The organism is Amycolatopsis sp. GM8 (genome assembly GCF_021653975.1).
GTDB lineage: Bacteria > Actinomycetota > Actinomycetes > Mycobacteriales > Pseudonocardiaceae > Amycolatopsis_E.
Map to the genome: position 1 here is coordinate 590,244 of NZ_JAJKFK010000003.1, position 16,558 is coordinate 606,801.

The window sequence follows — 16,558 nt, forward strand, 5'->3', positions numbered from 1 at the left end:
CGTTATCGGTTCGATTCACCCGAATGGCCGCAATCGGCGTTCTCATGTCACGAATTTCCCATGATCCCGACACATAACCGTGAGTCGCTGAGAGCATCGGGCCCGCAGCCGATGAGGAGGACCGTTCGTTGAGCACTGGGGGCTCCATCATCGTGGCGGCGCACGTGCCGGACCTGCCCGCGGGCGGTGACGACCGGCAGAACGGCCGGCGCCAGAAAGTGGCCCGCCTGCTCCGCCGGACGCTGGACAACGCGGGTCAGCAGGCCGCCACCCTGCGAGAACCCGGCAGCCCCCAGATGGTCGCCGAACTCCCCCGGCCCGCGGCCGTGGCGCCGTTGCTCACAACGCTGACGGACGGCCTGCGGGACGAGGCGTTCCGGCACAACCGCCTGGTCGGCGCCGATGACCAATTGCGTTTCCGGCTCGTGCTCGATTTCTGGCCGGACGATTCCGACGGCGGCGCGCCGGCCCGGCATGCCTATCTCGAGTGGCTGCTGACCACCCGTGCGCTCGACGACCACACCGGCACGAAGAACACGGTCCAGATCCTGCTCTCCGAATCCGTCCACCTGCTGCTGGGCGACGAAGGCACCGCGCCGGCCGACTTCGCGGCCTTCGAGTCAGGTTGGTACCTGTACGCGACGGATCAGGTGAAAGTCTGGCGGCACGAGGTCACCACTCCGGCCAAAATGGACGTGCCCGTCCAGGTTCCCCACCCACCCAAGGAGTTCTTCGGTCACGCGACCGAAATGGACGCCCTCGACGCCGCGTTCGACGAGTACAAAACGGGCCGCGGTCCCGGCGTCATCGTGCTCACCGGCGCCGACGGCCTCGGCAAGACCGCGCTCGCGGCACAGTGGATCGAAAGTCACGCCGGCGAGTTCCCGGACGGGCAGCTCTACGTCGATCTCGGCACGCTCACCGGAGACGCGGATGCGATGGTGCAGCACGCCTTCGAGCGGCTGCTGACCGGACTGCAAGTGCCGGTGTGGGACCTGCCCGCGACCACCGGAGCGCGTATCGAGACCTACCGAAAGCTGGTCGCCGGCCGCCAGGTGGTCGTCCTGCTGGACAACCCGGTTCCGGCGGTGCTGGCGTCGGTCGCCACCGGTGGCCTGGTCCTGCTGACCGCGCGTCGGAAACCCGCCGGCATCACGGCGCGCGAAATCCCGGTGGGGGTACTGCAACCACTCGCCGCCGCCAAACTGGTCGAGTCCATTGTGGACGTCACACCCGCGGAAGCCGAAGAGCTCGCCGAAACCTGTGACTACTCGCCCGGGATGATCACCGCGATCGCCTCGGCCGTACGCCTCGTCGCGGGACCGACCGTCCGGCAACGGGTCGACCACCTCGCCGACGAAGCCGTTCCGTTGCACGACACCGCCGACACCGAGCCCGAGATCACCCATGCCCGGGTCCTGTTGCGATACCGGCGGCTCGCCCCCGACGAAAGCCGGGCGCTGCGGCTGCTCGCCCTGGTGGATCCGGGCAAGATCGTGGCCACCGAACTCGCCGCGCTGACCGGCAGTTCCGCGCGCGAGGCCGACCGGGTCCTGGCCAAGCTGGGCGAACGGCGGCTGCTGCACCGGCACGAGGCGACGGCCGAGTACCAGATGGCGAGCCAGGTCCACGAGTACGCCCGGAAACGGCTGGACGCCGAGGAACCGCCCGAAGAACGGGCCCGGGCCGAGCGCCGGCTGGCCGAGACGGCGTCCATCCGGGAAGAGTTCGTCGCCTGGCTCAGCGACGCCCCGGAGACGAAGGACGCCCTGAAACGCGACGCCCTGGCCGACGTGCTCGCCACCCGGCTCAAGCAGCTGTCGGAACGGGACCCGACGCCCTCGTTCCTGATCCACCTCGAAGGCCCCTGGGGCTCGGGCAAGAGCACGCTGCTCACGCTGCTGGCACCGAAACTGGATTCGGACTTCCTGGTGGTCGACTTCGATGCCTGGCGTAACTGCCGGGTGGATCCGCCGTGGTGGACCCTGCTGAGCACCTTCCGCCAGCAGCTGGCCCGGAGCCTGTCCCCCACCGGCCGGATGAAGCTTCGCTTCGCCGAGGCCGCAGTGCGGGCGCGCCGTAGTGTCGGTCCCTATTTCTTCGGCGCACTGGTGCTGCTCGCCGTGCTCGTCCTCGCCGGGGGTGCCCTGGTGCTCTCGGGCACGGCGTGGCGATCCGCCACTTTCCTGGGCAACCTGGCCAAGTCGACGACCGCGGTCCTGGCGGTGCTCGGGGTGCTGTGGGGCGCGATCCTGCTGACCACCAAGTTCCTGCTGTGGGACTCCGCCCGCGGTGCCCGCCGCCTGGAACAGCACCACACCAATCCGATGCAGGAGGTCAGCGAGCACTTCGGGTGGCTGATCTCGCGGTCGGCGAAGCGCGTGGTGTTCTTCGTCGACGACCTCGACCGCTGTGGCGAGCGGTACATCGTCGAGCTGCTCGACGCCATCCAGACCCTGGTGCGCGACGCCCCGAGCAAATCCGCGAAACGACGCTCCGCGTACTTCGTCATCGCCGCGGACGGGCGCTGGCTGCGGCGGGCGTACGAGGTCGTCTACGACAAGTTCACCGAAGCCGGGAACGATCCCGGCCGCCCGCTCGGATACCTGTTCCTGGACAAGCTCTTTCAGCTGAGCGTGCCGCTGCCGGCCATCGGACCGAACACCAGGACGTTGTACTTCAACAAGATCCTCGGCATCCGTGACGGCGCGGCGGAACGTCCGCTCGGCCACGAAGCGGCGCGGGTCGAACGGCAGGTGCGAGCCAGCTCCGCGGGCAGTGACGTCATGCGCGCGTGGATGGACGCGCCCGGGCCGGTCCGCGAATACACCGCCCCGTCGGCGGTCAAGAAGCTCGCCGAATCCGAACGATCCGACCTGACCGAGCACGCGTTGCAGAAATTCGCCACGCTGCTGCACGGAAATCCCCGGAGCATGAAGCGCTTTCTCAACACCTATGGCGTGCTCCGCGCGGCCCGGACGCTCGAAGGGGTCCCGGTGAGCAGTGACGCGCTGGCGCTGTGGACGATCCTGCGGGTGCGCTGGCCCGCGCTCGCCGATCATCTGGAGGCGCATCCGGACGCGGTCGCCGAACATCCCTATTCGCCGGAGCTCGACGCTCTGCTCAAGGACCCCGAGCTGCGCGAGGTGCTGGACTACCTGGCGCCCCTGCGGCTCACGCCCGGCCTCATCCGCAACTGCTGTGGCGCGCAGGCCTGACGCCGGAGGGACGCCATGACCGCACCACCGCACGAGCCGTTCGACCCGGCCGGTTATGACGACCGGGTGGTGAAACCGTTGCGCGGCAGGCAAAGCAGCGGCTATCCGGACGAGCTGGCCGAGCGGTACGCGATCAGCGCGGACCTGCCCGATGACCAGCTCCTGCACCGGGTCGAAGAGGTGCGCGCGCACTGGGCGGCGATGCTGAGGCGGCTGAGCCTGCCGGTCTCGATGCAGCGGGTCTACCGGGCCTTCCAGGCGGCGGACCGCGATCTGGCCGCCGAGCACGGCGATGAACTCGCGAACGCCGAGTGGTGGCGCGCCAGACTGGTCGACCAGGAGCAGGAACGGCGGACCGCCACCGGCCGGTTGGTAACGCTGCTGCGGGAGGCCTACGGCCCGCTGGCCGCGATCACCCCGGCTGTGCTGACCGAATTACACCTGGCGTACCCGGAATTCACGCCCGGCGCGCTGGCCGCCGCGGCCGGTGAGGCGGGCCTCGTGGTGACCGAGCCGGAACCACCGGACGACCGGGCGATCGCCGAACGGATCCGGCACGCACTCAACGCCGGGATGCCCGCACGATTGCTGCTGCGGCAGGTCACGGAGCAGCTGGACGACCCCGAAGCCGCGAGCCGGCTCGTGCTCGCGGTGCTCGACGAGCGGCTCACCCCCGAATGGCGTCCCGCCCCGGCCAAGCCGGCCGTTGCGGCGACCACTGCGCCGGTGGCGGCGCGGAGCCTGACCGCCCGGCTGACGGGTCTGGACGTGATGCTCTCCTGGGCGCCGGGCGACGAAGAAGCCGGGCGGTATCTCCTGGTGCGCAACGTAGATCACGAGCCGCGCACCATCGACGACGGGGAGGTCGTCTACGACGGGCCCGACACCAGGGCCGTCGATCGCGACGCACCGATCGCCCGTGAGGTGTGGTACGCCGTCTTCGCCGGCGTGCGGGACGCCGACGCGTGGTCCGCACCGTGCGCCACCAGTATCGAAGTGCTGCCACCGGTCGTCCTGCGCGACGCCAAGCCCGCGGGGCACCGGCTGCGGATGTCCTGGCGGGTCCAGCCGCGGGCGGTCGCCGTCCGGATCGTGCGGATCCGGCCGGACGGCGACCGGCACGAGACCATCCTGCGCGAGAACCTCGACACGTTCGACGACGAGTTCGTCCCGGAATCGCCTTCGTGGTACGAAATCCGGCCAGTGTACGAAGTGGACGGTGCCGAAGTGCCCGGCGAGGTCTTTCGTTACGCCAGCTCCGACACGCAGCTTTTCCAGCAGCACAACCGGATCCTGGAGCTGGCACTGGAATCCGCGACCATCGAGCACACGCCCCGGGTCCAGGCGAGCTGGCCGTTGCAGTCCGGGCACGACGTCCGGGTCCGCTTCTCGGCGACACCGTGCCCCTGGCAGCCCGGCGACCGGATCTCGGCCGCCGAACTGAACGGCTTCGGCACCGAACTCCGCGGCGAGCGCGTTCCGCGGGGCGCGACGACCGTCCTGACCGGCGACGTGGCACCCGGCCGTCTGACCTATGTGGCGTTCGCAGCGCACGGGGACGAAATCGTGGTGGGACATCCGGTCTCCTTCACGGCGTTGACGCCGGTCGCCGATCTCGGCGCCGAGCGCCGCGGCGGCGAGATCCTGGTCTCCTGGATCTGGCCCGAAGGCATTCCCGAGGTTTCGGTCCGCTGGAGCGGTCCCGACGGCTCGGACGAGCTGACGCTTTCCCGGCACGACTACGACGTCCACGGCTGCCGGATCCGCTACGGCACCTCCTCGATCGAGATCGAGGTCCGCGCCATGACGCGCGCGCCCGGCCCGGAACCCGGTTTTTCCTTACCGGCCACCACAAGGCTGCCCGCCCGGCTGCCCCGACTCGGCTATTCCGTCCAGCTCCGCGGGGCTCCGTGGTCCAGGACCCGCAAGGCGGTCGTCACGCTCACCGCGCTCGACCGGATCGAGCCGTGCGAACTGCTCGTCGGGGTGTCCCGGCAGGCCGATGATCTGGAGGTCCTGCTGAGGTTCTTCGTGACGCTGGACAAGGACGCCACCGAGGACCGTGTCCTGGAACTGACCGCGCCGCACCGGAACGCCGAGCTGGTCTGCGTTCCCGCCATCCCAGGCACCGTGACCGTCATCGCGCAGCCGCTGGACAAGCCGAGGTGAACCCGTGAACAAGGTGACCTGCCCCTACTGCTACGAGCCCATCAGCCTGGCCAAACTGCACTTCCAGTGCTACGGGCGGTCGCCGGTGGGCGAGGGGTGCCAGCGCATCCAGGACGAGACCCGCGAACGGTGGACCGGCTACGCGCTCCCCTCCTGGCCGACCTTCCCCCCGCCGCGCGGGCTCGCCGGGCGGCGCAAGTCCGCCGTCTGCCCGCTGTGCCAGGGCATCGCCACCGTGCGGGCCTGTCCCACCTGCCACACGCCGCTGCCCAAGGTGATCGGCGAAGACCGGCGCAGCCCGAGAATCGGGTTGATCGGCGGCAAGAGCGCCGGCAAGACCGTGTTCCTGACCGTGCTGGAACACGAGCTGTTCGAAAGCATCCGGCGCCGGTTCAAGGCCGACGTCCAGCACATCGGGGACTCCCAGGCCGGGATGGCCTCCACCGGGCAATGGCTCAAGGCCTACCAGCAGGCGCTCTACCACGACAAGGTGCTGCCGAACCAGACGCCGTCCGCGGCCAGGGGCCTGCGACCGCCGGTGGTGCTGAGCTGGCGGCAGCGGCGCCGCCACTACGGGCGGGTCCGGCCGCGCAGCAGCATCATCACGTTCTACGACGCCGCCGGCGAGGACATGACGACGCAGGACCAGATCAACGTGCAGCGCTACCTCGACGCGGTGGACGCGCTGATCGTCGTGCTGGACCCGTGGCAGCTGCCGGGCGCGCACGCCCGGATCACCGTGCCCACCAAGGCCGACCCGGACGCCACCCCGGTCGAGGTGCTCAGCCGGGTCACCGAACGGCTGCGCTACCACGAGCGCGGCGGCTACATCCGGATCCCGGTGGCCGTCGTGTTCGCCAAGATGGACTCGTTCTTCGCCGCGCTGGGCGAGGACCATCCACTGCTGGACCGGCCACGGGAGGCAGCCGGGTACGACGAGCCGATGGGCCGGGCCACCCACGAACACGTCCGGAAGCTGCTGGACGGGCTGGGCGCGGACGCCATCGACACCTTGCTGCGCAACAACTACAAGAGGTACCGCTACTTCGCGGTCTCGGCGCTGGGCCGGGAACCGGACTACCACCGGGACGCGGTCGCCGCCGCGGGAGTGCATCCGCATCGCGTCGACGAGCCGCTGCTGTGGCTGCTCAGCCTGTTCCGCATCGTGGATCAGGTGAAGTGATGGCCGCGCCGCGTGCGTTCGCTTCGCTGTACTACACCGACTGCCTGCCGGGGCAGGGGTTGCGCGGGGTGGCCGGGTTCCAGTTCCAGGCGGTGTCGCCCGGGGTCGAACATCGCGTGATGTCGCTGGTCCAGGAATCGGTGCTGTACGAACCGCCACCGGAATGGATGCGGCGGCGCCGGCCGGTCCGGGACTATCCCCCGTCGCTGTCCCATGTCTTCGACGGCGCGTACGTCACGGCACAAGGCGTGTACCTGGGCACCGAGGCGAACGGATCGCGCGAGGGCAACCAGTTCACGCACGCGATCAGCACCACGGAACCGTCGGCCTACGGCCAGTTGCGGCCCGCGCAGCTGTGGGCCGCGTCGTGGTGGGCGCGGCGCCCGGCCGCCACCACGACGTGCGAGCCGATCGACGGCGAACCCGATCCGGGTCCACTTCGGACAGAGGTGGTGCACGCCTGGCTCGCGGGGCGCCCCGACGCGGAGGAAATGCTCACCGCGATCGTGTCTGCCTTGCACGGGCTCGAAGGCGACCGGCCGCGACGGCTCGCGTTCGTCGCCGACGATCCCGAAACGGTGCTTCGCTGGCTGACCGCCGGCACCCTGCTGTTGCCGCAGCACAGTGCGCTGGAGGTGAGCTTCCGGATCTTCGCCAGCAACATCTCCTACAGCCGGCACGCCGTGCTCGCCGTGCATCCCGACTGGGCCGGCTCGGTGCACGAACACGGCTTCGCCGTGTTCGACCTGATCACCGGCAGCCACCCGCCGATCGAGCCCAGCCCCGCCGCGCGGTTCTGGGTCCCGCGGTTTCTCCGCGGCGATCCGGTGGACGTCGTGGATGCCGTGGAACTGGCGGACCGGTTCGCCGGATCGTCCGAGACGCCGGGAGATCGGCTGGCCGCGGGTGTTCTGGTGCTCGGGGACGACGTGCGCGCGGACGAGGACGTCCACACGCTCGCTGCGTGGCTGGCCCGGCAACCGGCCCGGGTGGTGGCCGAGGTGGGACAGGAGATCGCCGCCGCTGTCCTGGCGGCCCGGCCCGATGCCACCGCGCTCCACGACCTCCATCGGGCGTTGTCGGGTCGCAGCGGTCCGCTGACCGACCGCCTCCGGCGGGAACTGCGCGCCGCCGAACTGAACGCGCTGTCGGCCATCGACGATCCGGCGGAACGCGCCGCCTTCGTCGCCGGCCTGCCCCCGGTTTCCGCTGCCACGACAACGGAAACGGGTGAGGCGACCGAGCTGTTCGAGGCGGCCCTGGCACAGGCACGGCCGGAGCACGTCGACGCGCTGCTGCTGCTCGCGGCCCGCCACCTGGTGCCCGTCCGTCCCGCCGGGTTCGCGGAGAACGCCGGCCGGTTCGCGCAGTGGTGGTCCTCGCGTCCCGAGCAGCCGCTGCACCCGCAAGGCTGGGGACGCCGCGCGGAGATGCTCGACCTGCTCAAGGACGCGCTCGCGGCCAGGCTTTCCGATCCCCGGACCGTGGCGCAGCTGCGCACGCACTGGTGGCGCCTGTTGTGGCCGACCGTCACGGACGCCACGGGCGGTATCGACGCGGAACTGGCGGCGGCCGCGGTCGCCGCGGGTGACCAGGCGCGGCACGACATGATCGTGCACGCCGCCGCGCACGTCCAGGGATCGGACGGCGACGTGGCCGCGTGGCAGGCGCTGTTCCGGCTCACCCCATCCGTGCAAGGCGAGCTGCGCACGTTCATCGAAGCACTTCCCCACGGTCACACCGCGTCCGACGCACTGGCCGACCTGGCCCTTCGCGCCGGGGGCGCCACCCGCGGCCGGCCCACGGCGTATCTGCTCGACCTGCTGCGGCTGCTCGCCTACCGGAACTGGCGGCCCACCCAGGGTCCGCCGGCACTGTGGTCGGTCCAGGACGAGCTGCTGGCGCGGTGGCTGAGCGCCGTGCAGTACCCGGAGCAGATCTCCCCACCGACCCGCCACGAAATGAACGCCGTCGGGGACCACATCATCGCGGCGCGTGCCGGGGAAATCGTGCAAACCCTCAATTCGGGCGCCGCGCTGTCTGGCGGCACCAGGGTGCACGACGGCGGCTGGGCGCTGCACCGGTTCCTGGTCGACTACCTGTCCCGGACGCTTCACGAAAAGCACCCGCCGCCGGGGGTCAACACGGAGATACTCGGCGCACTCGCGCTCGACCTCTCCTGGTCCGGCCGGCTCGCACCGTCCGAAACCGAACGTCTCGACCCCATCCTCCAGCGCTGGACTTCGCGCCTGGACTACGAAGCACGCCAGCGGGTCGGCAAGCACCTGGTCAGGCTCGACCGGGCCAACGGCGAGGTGTGGCGGAACTGGCTGAAGAAGTACCGGGGCTGGCAGGGGCGCCGCCGGTCGCGCAGGCAGGAATAGCCGCGATGCGCACCTTTCTGCTGGTCCTCCTCGGCGGCGCGGCAGCCGCGGCGGTCGCTTATTTCTATTACCTGGGCGCCGCATTGGCGGTCACGGGTTTCCTCGTGCCGGTGTCGGTGGTCGCGCTACCGAGCACGGGGCTGCTGGGCGCACTGACGGCCACTGGTGTCGTGGCCGCGTCGTTGCTGAACGCCCGCACCTTCGCCGAAGTCACGGCGACGCCCGACGACATCGCCGATGGTGTGCGGCCGCTCGGCCTCCGAAACAGGCGCCCGGACCGCGCCTGGCCGCACTATCTCGCGCTCCAGTTCTGGCTGGACGGCCGTCCCGTCCTCCGGCGATTCGACATCGTGCGGCAGAGCGTCACCACGCTGAGCGCGTGGATCCGGGAGATCGCCGGCGAGGACTACCGGATCACGCTGGGCGTCGTGCTGGTCGCCTGGCCGTTGCTCGCGGTGGCCGCGGGCGTGCTGCTCGCGTTCCTGATCGGGCTGGGCTGCGGGATCCTGGTGGTTTTCACGCTGTCCGCGACGTTGTGGGCGCTCGCGAGCCTGCTGTGGTCCGCGGTCGCGGGCGCGACGCATACGGCCGACCGGTTCACGCGCAAGCTGTTGCGGGCGAACCCTCCTTGCCCGCACTGTCACCGGCACAGCCGCCCGGGATTCCGCTGCTCCGGACCGCGATGCGGGCAGGTGCACTGGGATCTGCGGCCGGGCCCGCTCGGCGTGTGGTTCCGGCGCTGTGGCTGCGGCGAACTCCTTCCGACGACCGTGTTCCGCGCGGCACGGCGACTCTCCGGCGTCTGCCCCGCTTGCCGGCGGCCGCTGCGGCCGGGCAGCCACGCCGTCCCGGAAATCCGGCTGCCGGTCGTCGGCGCGCAGTCCGCGGGCAAGACCCGGCTCACCTACGCGGGGTTACTCGCCCTGGGCGACCGGACCCGGCTGCACAGCAGCGAATTCTCGCTGGTCGACGAGGAAAGCAAGCGGATCTTCGAGGAGGGGTCGAGGATCATCAGGTCCGGCGAGGACACGCCGAAGTCCAGCGTCGATCGGCTGCCGGCCGCCGTGACCGTGCGGATCTCCGGCAGCCGCTGGGCCCGGCGGCACGGGCGCGGCAAGGCCCTGCTGCATCTCTACGATGTCGCCGGCGAGTTTTATGAGGACTGGCAACAGAACGAGCAACTCGAGTTCCTCGATCACGCGACCGGGATCGTCTTCGTGCTCGACCCGTTCACGATTCCGCCGGTGCACGCCCAGGCCGCCGCCCAGGAGAACACCCTGCTGGAAAAGGCCCGGCCCGCGCGCCAGGGCACGATGGAATCCTACGAGGCGACGATCCAGCGGCTGCGAAAGTTCCGCATCCCCACCGAGCAGTTGCCGCTCGCGGTCGCCGTGGTGAAGGCCGACCTCGTCGAGGTCCTGCCCGAGGCGGCGGACCTGCGGCCCGGGCACGCGGCCGTGCGCGCCTGGGTCCACCGTATTGGACTGGACCATTTCGTGACGGCGGCCGAACGCGATTTCGGTGCGGTCCGGTTCTTCCTCGTCTCGTCGGCACAGGGCTGGACGGCCGATCACCCGCAGTCCGCCGCCGCGCCCCTGACCTGGCTGATCGAGCGCGGCCGCGTGACCCTACCCGGAGGACCCGACCCCGATGACCGAGCAACCTGAACCCCCGCCGTCGGTCCGCGCGTTCCGGCTCGGCCTCGCGGCGGTGGCGATCATCGTGTTCGCCGGGCTGGTGTATCTCGCCGTCCTCTTGGTGCTGTGGTACCTGCGCTAAGCGCGGGCGTGCACCACGAGCGCCCAGACCAGGCAGCCGAACCCGGCGATGGACACGAACGTGCGGACGTTGTTCCAGCGCACCCACGCGTTCTCGAACCGTTCCCGCACAGCCGCGAAATCGGTGCCGCCCGCGTCGAGCGCGTTGTTGAGCGGGACGCTGATGGTCATCGTCACGATGATCATCACCAGCAGCAGTACGAAGCCGGCCGCGATCCACGGCAGCGCGGGGCGCAGGCTCGCCGGGAGGTGCAGCAGCCCGGCCGCCAGCGCCAGCACCGGCGCGCCGCCGAAGGACAGCGCGAACCAGCCGTTCAGGATCGCGACGTTGATCCCGCGCATCCCCTCGACGTACGTGCGTGCGTCGGCGCGGGCGAGGCCGGGCATCACCGAAACCGAGTAGCTGTAGAACAATCCCGCGATCAGCCCAGCGGCGAGCACCGCCGCCACGAGCACTCCCAGTGCGAACCCTTCGGACATGCGGTCCAGTCAACCGGGCGGCGGTGCGCTCCTCCATCGTTCAGCGGCTCAAACCCATGCTTTCCCGTCTAAACTTCGCGCAGTGGACACACTCGCTGGATTGCTGGACGGTCCGAGAGCGCGCGGGGCGTTCCTGCTGCGGTCGATCCTCACGCCGCCGTGGTCGCTCCGGATCCAGGACGAGGCGCCGCTGACGCTCGTCGCCGTCGTGCGCGGCGACGCGTGGATCACCCCCGACCACGCCGAAGCCGTCCGCCTGTGCCACCGGGATGTCGCCGTCGTGCGTGGTCCGGACCACTACACGGTCGCCGACGATCCGGGCACGCCGCCGCAGGCGGTCATCCATCCCGGCCAGCGCTGCGCCACCCCCGGCGGGGCGCCGCTGACCACGCTGACCAGTCTCGGCGTCCGCACCTGGGGTGACGCGCCCGACGGCCCGACCACGCTGCTGACCGGCACGTATGCGATGCCCGGTGAGATCAGCCGCCGCCTGCTCGAAGCGCTGCCGCCGGTGCTGGTGGTGCGCGACGAGGACTGGGACAGCCCGCTGGTCGGCCTGCTGGCCGAAGAGATCGGCCGCGACGAACCCGGCCAGGAGCCGATGCTCGACCGGTTGCTGGACCTGCTGCTGATCTCCGTGCTGCGGACCTGGTTCGCCCGCCGCGACGACGCGGCGCCGGCCTGGTACCGCGCGCATCGCGATCCGGTCGCCGGGCGCGCGTTGCGGCTGCTGCAGAACAACCCGGCCACCCCGTGGACCGTCACGTCGCTGGCCGCCAGCACCGGCGTCTCACGGGCGACGCTGGCGCGGAGGTTCGCGATCGCGGTCGGCCAGCCGCCGATGGCCTTCCTCGCCGGCTGGCGGCTCGCGCTCGCAGCGGACCTGCTGCGCCAGCGTCCGGACGCGACGGTCGCCGCGATCGCACGGCAGGTCGGCTACGGCAGCGCGTTCGCGCTGAGCACGGCCTTCAAACGCGAGTACGGCCTGAGCCCCCAGCAATACCGGCGGGCGCGCGAAGAACTTCCGGTGACGGCCGCGGGCGCGGAGCCGGGTTGAGCAGCCGGGCAGCTCAGGCGGCCGCCCGGCGCGTCCTGACCAGCTCCACCACCACGGCCGCCGCGGCGAGGACCAGGAGCACGCTCGCGTAGACGATCGCCGTGGGCTTGAGCCCGAACGCCGTCGCGGCGAAACCGGCCACCACCGCGGGCACGCTGAACGCCAGGTACGACACCACATACGCGACCGCGAACAGCTCGCCCCGCTCGGCCGGGGCCGAAAGTCGCGCCAGGGTACCGAAAGTCGCCAGTGCCGACGCGCCGAAGCCCATCCCGGCGACGATCGTGCCGGCGATGCCGACCGGCACCGAACCGCCGGACATCGCGACCAGCGTGATCGCGATCCCGGCCGCCAGCAGCACCGTGCCGGCCCACAGCACCTGCGCCGCCGGCCGCTTCCGCAGCCCGAACGTGGTCACCGCGCCGGTCGCGCACAGCAGGGTCACCACGAGACCGCCGATGAAGTGGTTCGTCAGCCCGAACAGCCCCGCCGCGACCGACGGCCCGAGCGACAGGTACAGCCCGCCGAGCGACCAGCCCGCGATCATGATCGGGACGAGTGCGAAGAAACCGGGGCGCAGCCGGGCCGGCACACCCAGCCGCGGCACGAGCGACCGCATGCCACCGGGACGGCGCGCGGAGGTCTCCGGCATCACCGCGACGATCACGGCCGCGAGCACCATCCCGGCCAGCAGCAGCGCGAACACCAGGTGCGTCGGCGCCGGGGCGAACTGGACGAGCGCGCCGCAGCCCAGCGCGCCGAGGGCGAGGCCGGTGGTCGGCGCGATGCCGTTGACGACACCGGCGCGGCCGGGGGCGTGCGGCGGGTCGAGGTCGACGAGTGTGGCGGACAGCGTGGTGATCGCGGCACCGGTCGCGATGCCCTGCACGAGCCGGGCGATGAACAGCACCGACACGTCCCCGGCGACGAGGAACAGCACGAGGGAAAGCGCTTCCAGCGCGATCGCCGAAGCGAGGACCGGCCGGCGGCCGATGTGGTCGGACAAGGCGCCCAGCACGAGCAGTGACGCGATGAGCCCGAGCACGTACACCGCGAAGACGGCGGTGAGCGTCTCGGCGGAGAAATGCCAGTTCTGCTGGTAGACGATGTAGAGCGGGGACGGCGCGCTCGAGGCGGCCAGGAAGAGGACGGCGATCGCGGCGACCGCGGCGAAGGACACCGCATGCGGCAACCGTCTGCGCGCGCTGAGCGGCCGCGGCAGGGCGATGGCGGCTGATGACTCGGACAAGATCACTCCTCTAAAGCAATGATCGATGCGTTTGAAATCCACCTTAGCGCAAACGCAGCGATCAATGCGATAATGGGACTATGTCCGTCACCACCACCAGGCCGGGCGGGCGGTCCGCGCGGGTGCGCGCGGCCGTGCACCGGGCCGTCGAAGAGCTTCTCGCCGAGACCCCGGCCGAGGACGTCACGCTGCCGGTCATCGCGAGCCGCGCGGGCGTGCACCCGACCACGGTCTACCGCCGCTGGGGCACGCTCGCCGACCTGCTGAGCGAGGTCGCGATCAGCCGGTTCAGCGGCGACATCGTCGTGCCCGAGACCGGCAACCTCCGCGACGACCTCGAACACTGGGCGGTCGGGGTGAGCACCGACCTGTCGGACCCGGACGTCATCGCCCTCATCCGCGCGACGATCGGCGCGGCCCCCGAGGGCGGCTGCGCCTGCCTCGGCGACCGGCATGCCCAGCTCGAAGCGATCCTCGACCGCGAGCGCGACCGGAACGGGACCGCGCCCGACCCGCACATCGCCGCCGACCTCATCCTCGGCCCGCTCTACTACCGCGCCCTGTTCACCCGCGAGCCGATGGAGCCCGAATGGGTGCGCGGGCTCGTGCGGAACCTCATGCGCTTGACCTGAACCACGCTCCAGGTTGGAGACTGCGAACATGCACCAGATCGAGGTCACCGCGTTCGGCGGACCGGAGGTCCTGCGGGTCACGCACGTCCCCGCCCCTGAACCGGGCCCTGGCCAGGTCGTGATCGACGTCGCGGCCGCCGGGGTGCTCGGCCTCGATCTCGCCGCGCGTAACTCCCAGCTGGAGCCACCCTATGTACCCGGCACCGGCGTCGCGGGCCGGGTGAGCGCGATCGGCGACGGCGTCTCGGGGACGTGGCTGGGCAAGAACGTGGTGGCGCGGCTGGAAAACGGCGGCTATGCGGAGCAGGTGCTGGCCCCGGAGCAGACGCTGACCGAGATCCCGGACGGGCTGCACGAGCACGAGGCCGTCGCCCTGCTGCACGAAGGCAGTGCCGCGCTGGCGATGTTCGAGGCCGCGGATGTCCACAGTGGAGACTCGGTGCTCGTGCTGCCCGCCGCCGGCGCGCTGGGCAGCGTGCTCGTCCAGCTGGCGCATGCCGCCGGGGCACGGGTCATCGCCGCCGACCACGGCCGCGCGAAGCTCGAACTGGCCGAGTCCCTCGGCGCCGGCGCCGTCGTCGACTACGGCGAGCCGGACTGGGCGGAGGAAGCCGGTTACGTCGATGTCGTGTTCGACGGGGCCGGTGGCGAACCCGGCGCGGCCGCGGCGGAACTGGCGAAGCGCCGCGTCGTCGACCACCGGACGCCGGCGCCGACCGCGCCGGGCTTCACCGAACGGATCCTGCGCGAAGCCGCGGCAGGCCGGATCGTCCCGCTGATCGGCCAGACGTACCCGCTCGCGCGCGCCGCGGAAGCCCACGCGGCGATCGAATCCCGCCGGGCGATCGGAAAAACGCTGCTCGTCACGCGTTTCTAGGAGCTGACCTCGATCAGGTCGAGCTTGCCGAGCTCCTGCGGGGACATCGCGTTCGCGGCGGCCCGCACCCGGTCCTGGTGCTCGCCGATGCGCTTGTCCACGAGCAGGCTCAACTGGTAGGCCAGCGCGCCGGTCTGCCGGACGGTGACCTCGTCCAGCGGCGGCTGCGGGAGCGAGGTGATGGCCAGGCCCTTGACGTGGCCCTCGGCATCGGTGGCCGCCCCGACCTGGAACCGCTCGCGCGGGTTCTGCGCGGGATCCGCGTAGTGCTTGCGCAGCCGCCGCAGCACCTTGTGCCATTCCAGCACTTCGCCCGGCAACGTGACCGACCGGACGTCGTCCTCGGTCAGGCCCACCCCCCGGTTGCCGGTGGTGAAGCACCGCGCATACGAAATCAGCGCAGTGGTCCAGACCCCTTCGACGACCACGTCGTCCGGCCGCCCGGCGAGCTCGGCCACGAGCCGCTCGCAGCACCGCAGCACGGTCTGCAGGTCGTTGAAGATCGACGCCAGATCCGCCAGCGCCTGCGCGGCGGGGGTCGCGAGCCGTCGTACCGTCACCGGTTCGTTGATCGTGTCGGCCACTGGGATTCCTCGCCTCGGTCGCTGGACGACTCGACGATAGGCGCGATCCCGGCGACACCCTGTCTCAACTTGAGACACCCGGGCGGTCACCGTGTGACGGACAACTGTCCGCCGGACGCGGGGCACCGGGTAGCCTCTCCCCTATGCGGCGAGACGGGAACCCCGAGTTCATCGAAGCCCTGGCGCGGGGGCTCGATGTCCTCCGCTGCTTCGAACCCGGCCGACCGGCCATGACGCTCAGCGAGGTGGCCACCGCGACGTCGCTGGCCAGGCCGACGGCACGCCGGATCCTGATCACGCTGGAGCAGCTCGGGTATGTCCGCGGTACGGACGGCACCTTCTCGCTGACCCCGCGGGTGCTGGAGCTCGGCATGGCGTACATCGGTTCGGTCAGCCTGTGGGAGCTGGCCAGGCCGCACCTGCGCGAGCTGGTGCGGCAGACGAACGAGTCCTGCTCGATCGCCCAGCTCGACGGGTCGGACATCGTGTACGTGGCGCGGGTCGCGGTGCCGAAGCTGGTCGCGCTGGCCGTCACCATCGGCACCCGGTTCCCGGCGCTGCCGACGTCGCTCGGCAAGGTGCTGCTCGCCGCGCTCACCCCGGCGGAGCTCGACCGGGCGCTGGCCGAGCCGAGCCGGGCGGGCGTGCCGTCCCGGTGGACGGCGGATCGCGGTGAGATCGACGCGGCCCTGCGGGAGGTGCGGGCCCGCGGCTGGGCGAGCACCGACCAGCAGCTGGCGCTGGGCATCCGCTCGATCGCCGCGCCGATCCGCGACGGCGACGGGAAGGTCGTCGCCGCGGTGAACGTCAACGCGCACGCCGCCGAGACGACGATGGAGACGCTCGTCGACCACCACCTGCCGCTGCTGCTGCGCACCGCGAGCGCGATCAGCACCGACTGGGATGCCTGGCATTCCCGCCCCCTGGAAACCATCGACGTCTGACTC

General features: G+C 71.1%; 13 protein-coding genes. 10 read left to right on the forward strand and 3 right to left on the reverse strand.

Annotated features, from left to right (window positions below; translation table 11 throughout):
* Nucleotides 1-128 precede the first annotated feature (128 nt).
* From LOZ83_RS16080 to LOZ83_RS39805, 6 genes are read left to right on the forward strand one after another with little or no spacing between them, the layout of a single operon-like run.
* Nucleotides 129-3,218: a P-loop NTPase fold protein gene (locus LOZ83_RS16080; RefSeq protein ID WP_236791456.1), complete on the forward strand. Its 3,090-nt coding sequence runs from the start codon at nucleotides 129-131 to the stop codon at nucleotides 3,216-3,218.
* Nucleotides 3,219-3,233: 15 nt separating this feature from the next.
* The gene (locus LOZ83_RS16085; protein WP_236791458.1) at nucleotides 3,234-5,387 is read left to right on the forward strand and encodes a hypothetical protein; all 2,154 of its coding nucleotides are present in this window, start codon (nucleotides 3,234-3,236) and stop codon (nucleotides 5,385-5,387) included.
* A gap of 4 nt (nucleotides 5,388-5,391) precedes the next feature.
* Nucleotides 5,392-6,570 (forward strand): zinc ribbon domain-containing protein, encoded by a 1,179-nt coding sequence (locus LOZ83_RS16090; protein ID WP_236791459.1) that lies wholly within the window; start codon nucleotides 5,392-5,394, stop codon nucleotides 6,568-6,570.
* On the forward strand, nucleotides 6,570-8,954 hold the full coding sequence (locus tag LOZ83_RS16095) for a GTPase-associated protein 1-related protein (protein WP_236791460.1): 2,385 nt from the start codon (nucleotides 6,570-6,572) through the stop codon (nucleotides 8,952-8,954). The genes LOZ83_RS16090 and LOZ83_RS16095 overlap by 1 nt, the downstream gene beginning before the upstream one ends.
* A 5-nt stretch (nucleotides 8,955-8,959) precedes the next feature.
* Nucleotides 8,960-10,621: a hypothetical protein gene (locus LOZ83_RS16100; protein WP_236791461.1), complete on the forward strand. Its 1,662-nt coding sequence runs from the start codon at nucleotides 8,960-8,962 to the stop codon at nucleotides 10,619-10,621.
* Nucleotides 10,605-10,733 carry a hypothetical protein gene (locus LOZ83_RS39805; RefSeq protein WP_255823907.1) on the forward strand — a complete coding sequence of 43 codons (129 nt, stop codon included), beginning with the start codon at nucleotides 10,605-10,607 and terminating at the stop codon, nucleotides 10,731-10,733. Before LOZ83_RS16100 ends, LOZ83_RS39805 begins: the two co-directional genes overlap by 17 nt.
* Here the strand turns inward: LOZ83_RS39805 and LOZ83_RS16105 are convergent.
* Complete coding sequence (locus LOZ83_RS16105) at nucleotides 10,730-11,212, reverse strand: DUF1772 domain-containing protein (protein WP_236791462.1); 483 nt, start codon at nucleotides 11,210-11,212, stop codon at nucleotides 10,730-10,732. The genes LOZ83_RS39805 and LOZ83_RS16105 overlap by 4 nt on opposite strands.
* 82 nt (nucleotides 11,213-11,294) lie before the next feature.
* On the opposite strand from LOZ83_RS16105, the gene LOZ83_RS16110 reads away from it, so the two are divergent.
* The gene (locus tag LOZ83_RS16110) at nucleotides 11,295-12,269 is read left to right on the forward strand and encodes an AraC family transcriptional regulator (protein ID WP_236791463.1); all 975 of its coding nucleotides are present in this window, start codon (nucleotides 11,295-11,297) and stop codon (nucleotides 12,267-12,269) included.
* Nucleotides 12,270-12,282: 13 nt separating this feature from the next.
* Here LOZ83_RS16110 and LOZ83_RS16115 read toward each other — a convergent pair whose 3' ends face one another.
* Nucleotides 12,283-13,518: an MFS transporter gene (locus LOZ83_RS16115; protein WP_236791464.1), complete on the reverse strand. Its 1,236-nt coding sequence runs from the start codon at nucleotides 13,516-13,518 to the stop codon at nucleotides 12,283-12,285.
* Between the two features lie 80 nt (nucleotides 13,519-13,598).
* Here LOZ83_RS16115 and LOZ83_RS16120 point away from each other — a divergent pair, with 80 nt between their 5' ends.
* Complete coding sequence (locus LOZ83_RS16120) at nucleotides 13,599-14,150, forward strand: TetR/AcrR family transcriptional regulator (RefSeq protein ID WP_236791465.1); 552 nt, start codon at nucleotides 13,599-13,601, stop codon at nucleotides 14,148-14,150.
* Between the two features lie 28 nt (nucleotides 14,151-14,178).
* Nucleotides 14,179-15,027, forward strand: coding sequence for a zinc-binding dehydrogenase (locus LOZ83_RS16125; protein ID WP_236791467.1), 849 nt, complete (start codon nucleotides 14,179-14,181; stop codon nucleotides 15,025-15,027).
* Here the strand turns inward: LOZ83_RS16125 and LOZ83_RS16130 are convergent.
* Nucleotides 15,024-15,611 carry a hypothetical protein gene (locus LOZ83_RS16130; protein ID WP_236791469.1) on the reverse strand — a complete coding sequence of 196 codons (588 nt, stop codon included), beginning with the start codon at nucleotides 15,609-15,611 and terminating at the stop codon, nucleotides 15,024-15,026. The two genes, LOZ83_RS16125 and LOZ83_RS16130, sit on opposite strands and share 4 nt — an antisense overlap.
* 143 nt (nucleotides 15,612-15,754) lie before the next feature.
* On the opposite strand from LOZ83_RS16130, the gene LOZ83_RS16135 reads away from it, so the two are divergent.
* Nucleotides 15,755-16,555 (forward strand): IclR family transcriptional regulator C-terminal domain-containing protein, encoded by an 801-nt coding sequence (locus LOZ83_RS16135; RefSeq protein WP_236791471.1) that lies wholly within the window; start codon nucleotides 15,755-15,757, stop codon nucleotides 16,553-16,555.
* The last annotated feature ends 3 nt before the right edge of the window (nucleotides 16,556-16,558 follow it).

Excerpts from the sequence above, each read along its gene's own strand:
- LOZ83_RS16105 (WP_236791462.1), bottom strand. The coding sequence starts at position 11,212 with ATGTCCGAAGGGTTCGCACTGGGAGTGCTCGTGGCGGCGGTGCTCGCC.
- LOZ83_RS16100 (WP_236791461.1), top strand. The coding sequence starts at position 8,960 with ATGCGCACCTTTCTGCTGGTCCTCCTCGGCGGCGCGGCAGCCGCGGCG.
- LOZ83_RS16135 (WP_236791471.1), top strand. The coding sequence starts at position 15,755 with ATGCGGCGAGACGGGAACCCCGAGTTCATCGAAGCCCTGGCGCGGGGG.
- LOZ83_RS16120 (WP_236791465.1), top strand. The coding sequence starts at position 13,599 with ATGTCCGTCACCACCACCAGGCCGGGCGGGCGGTCCGCGCGGGTGCGC.
- LOZ83_RS16095 (WP_236791460.1), top strand. The coding sequence starts at position 6,570 with ATGGCCGCGCCGCGTGCGTTCGCTTCGCTGTACTACACCGACTGCCTG.
- LOZ83_RS16085 (WP_236791458.1), top strand. The coding sequence starts at position 3,234 with ATGACCGCACCACCGCACGAGCCGTTCGACCCGGCCGGTTATGACGAC.
- LOZ83_RS16125 (WP_236791467.1), top strand. The coding sequence starts at position 14,179 with ATGCACCAGATCGAGGTCACCGCGTTCGGCGGACCGGAGGTCCTGCGG.
- LOZ83_RS39805 (WP_255823907.1), top strand. The coding sequence starts at position 10,605 with ATGACCGAGCAACCTGAACCCCCGCCGTCGGTCCGCGCGTTCCGGCTC.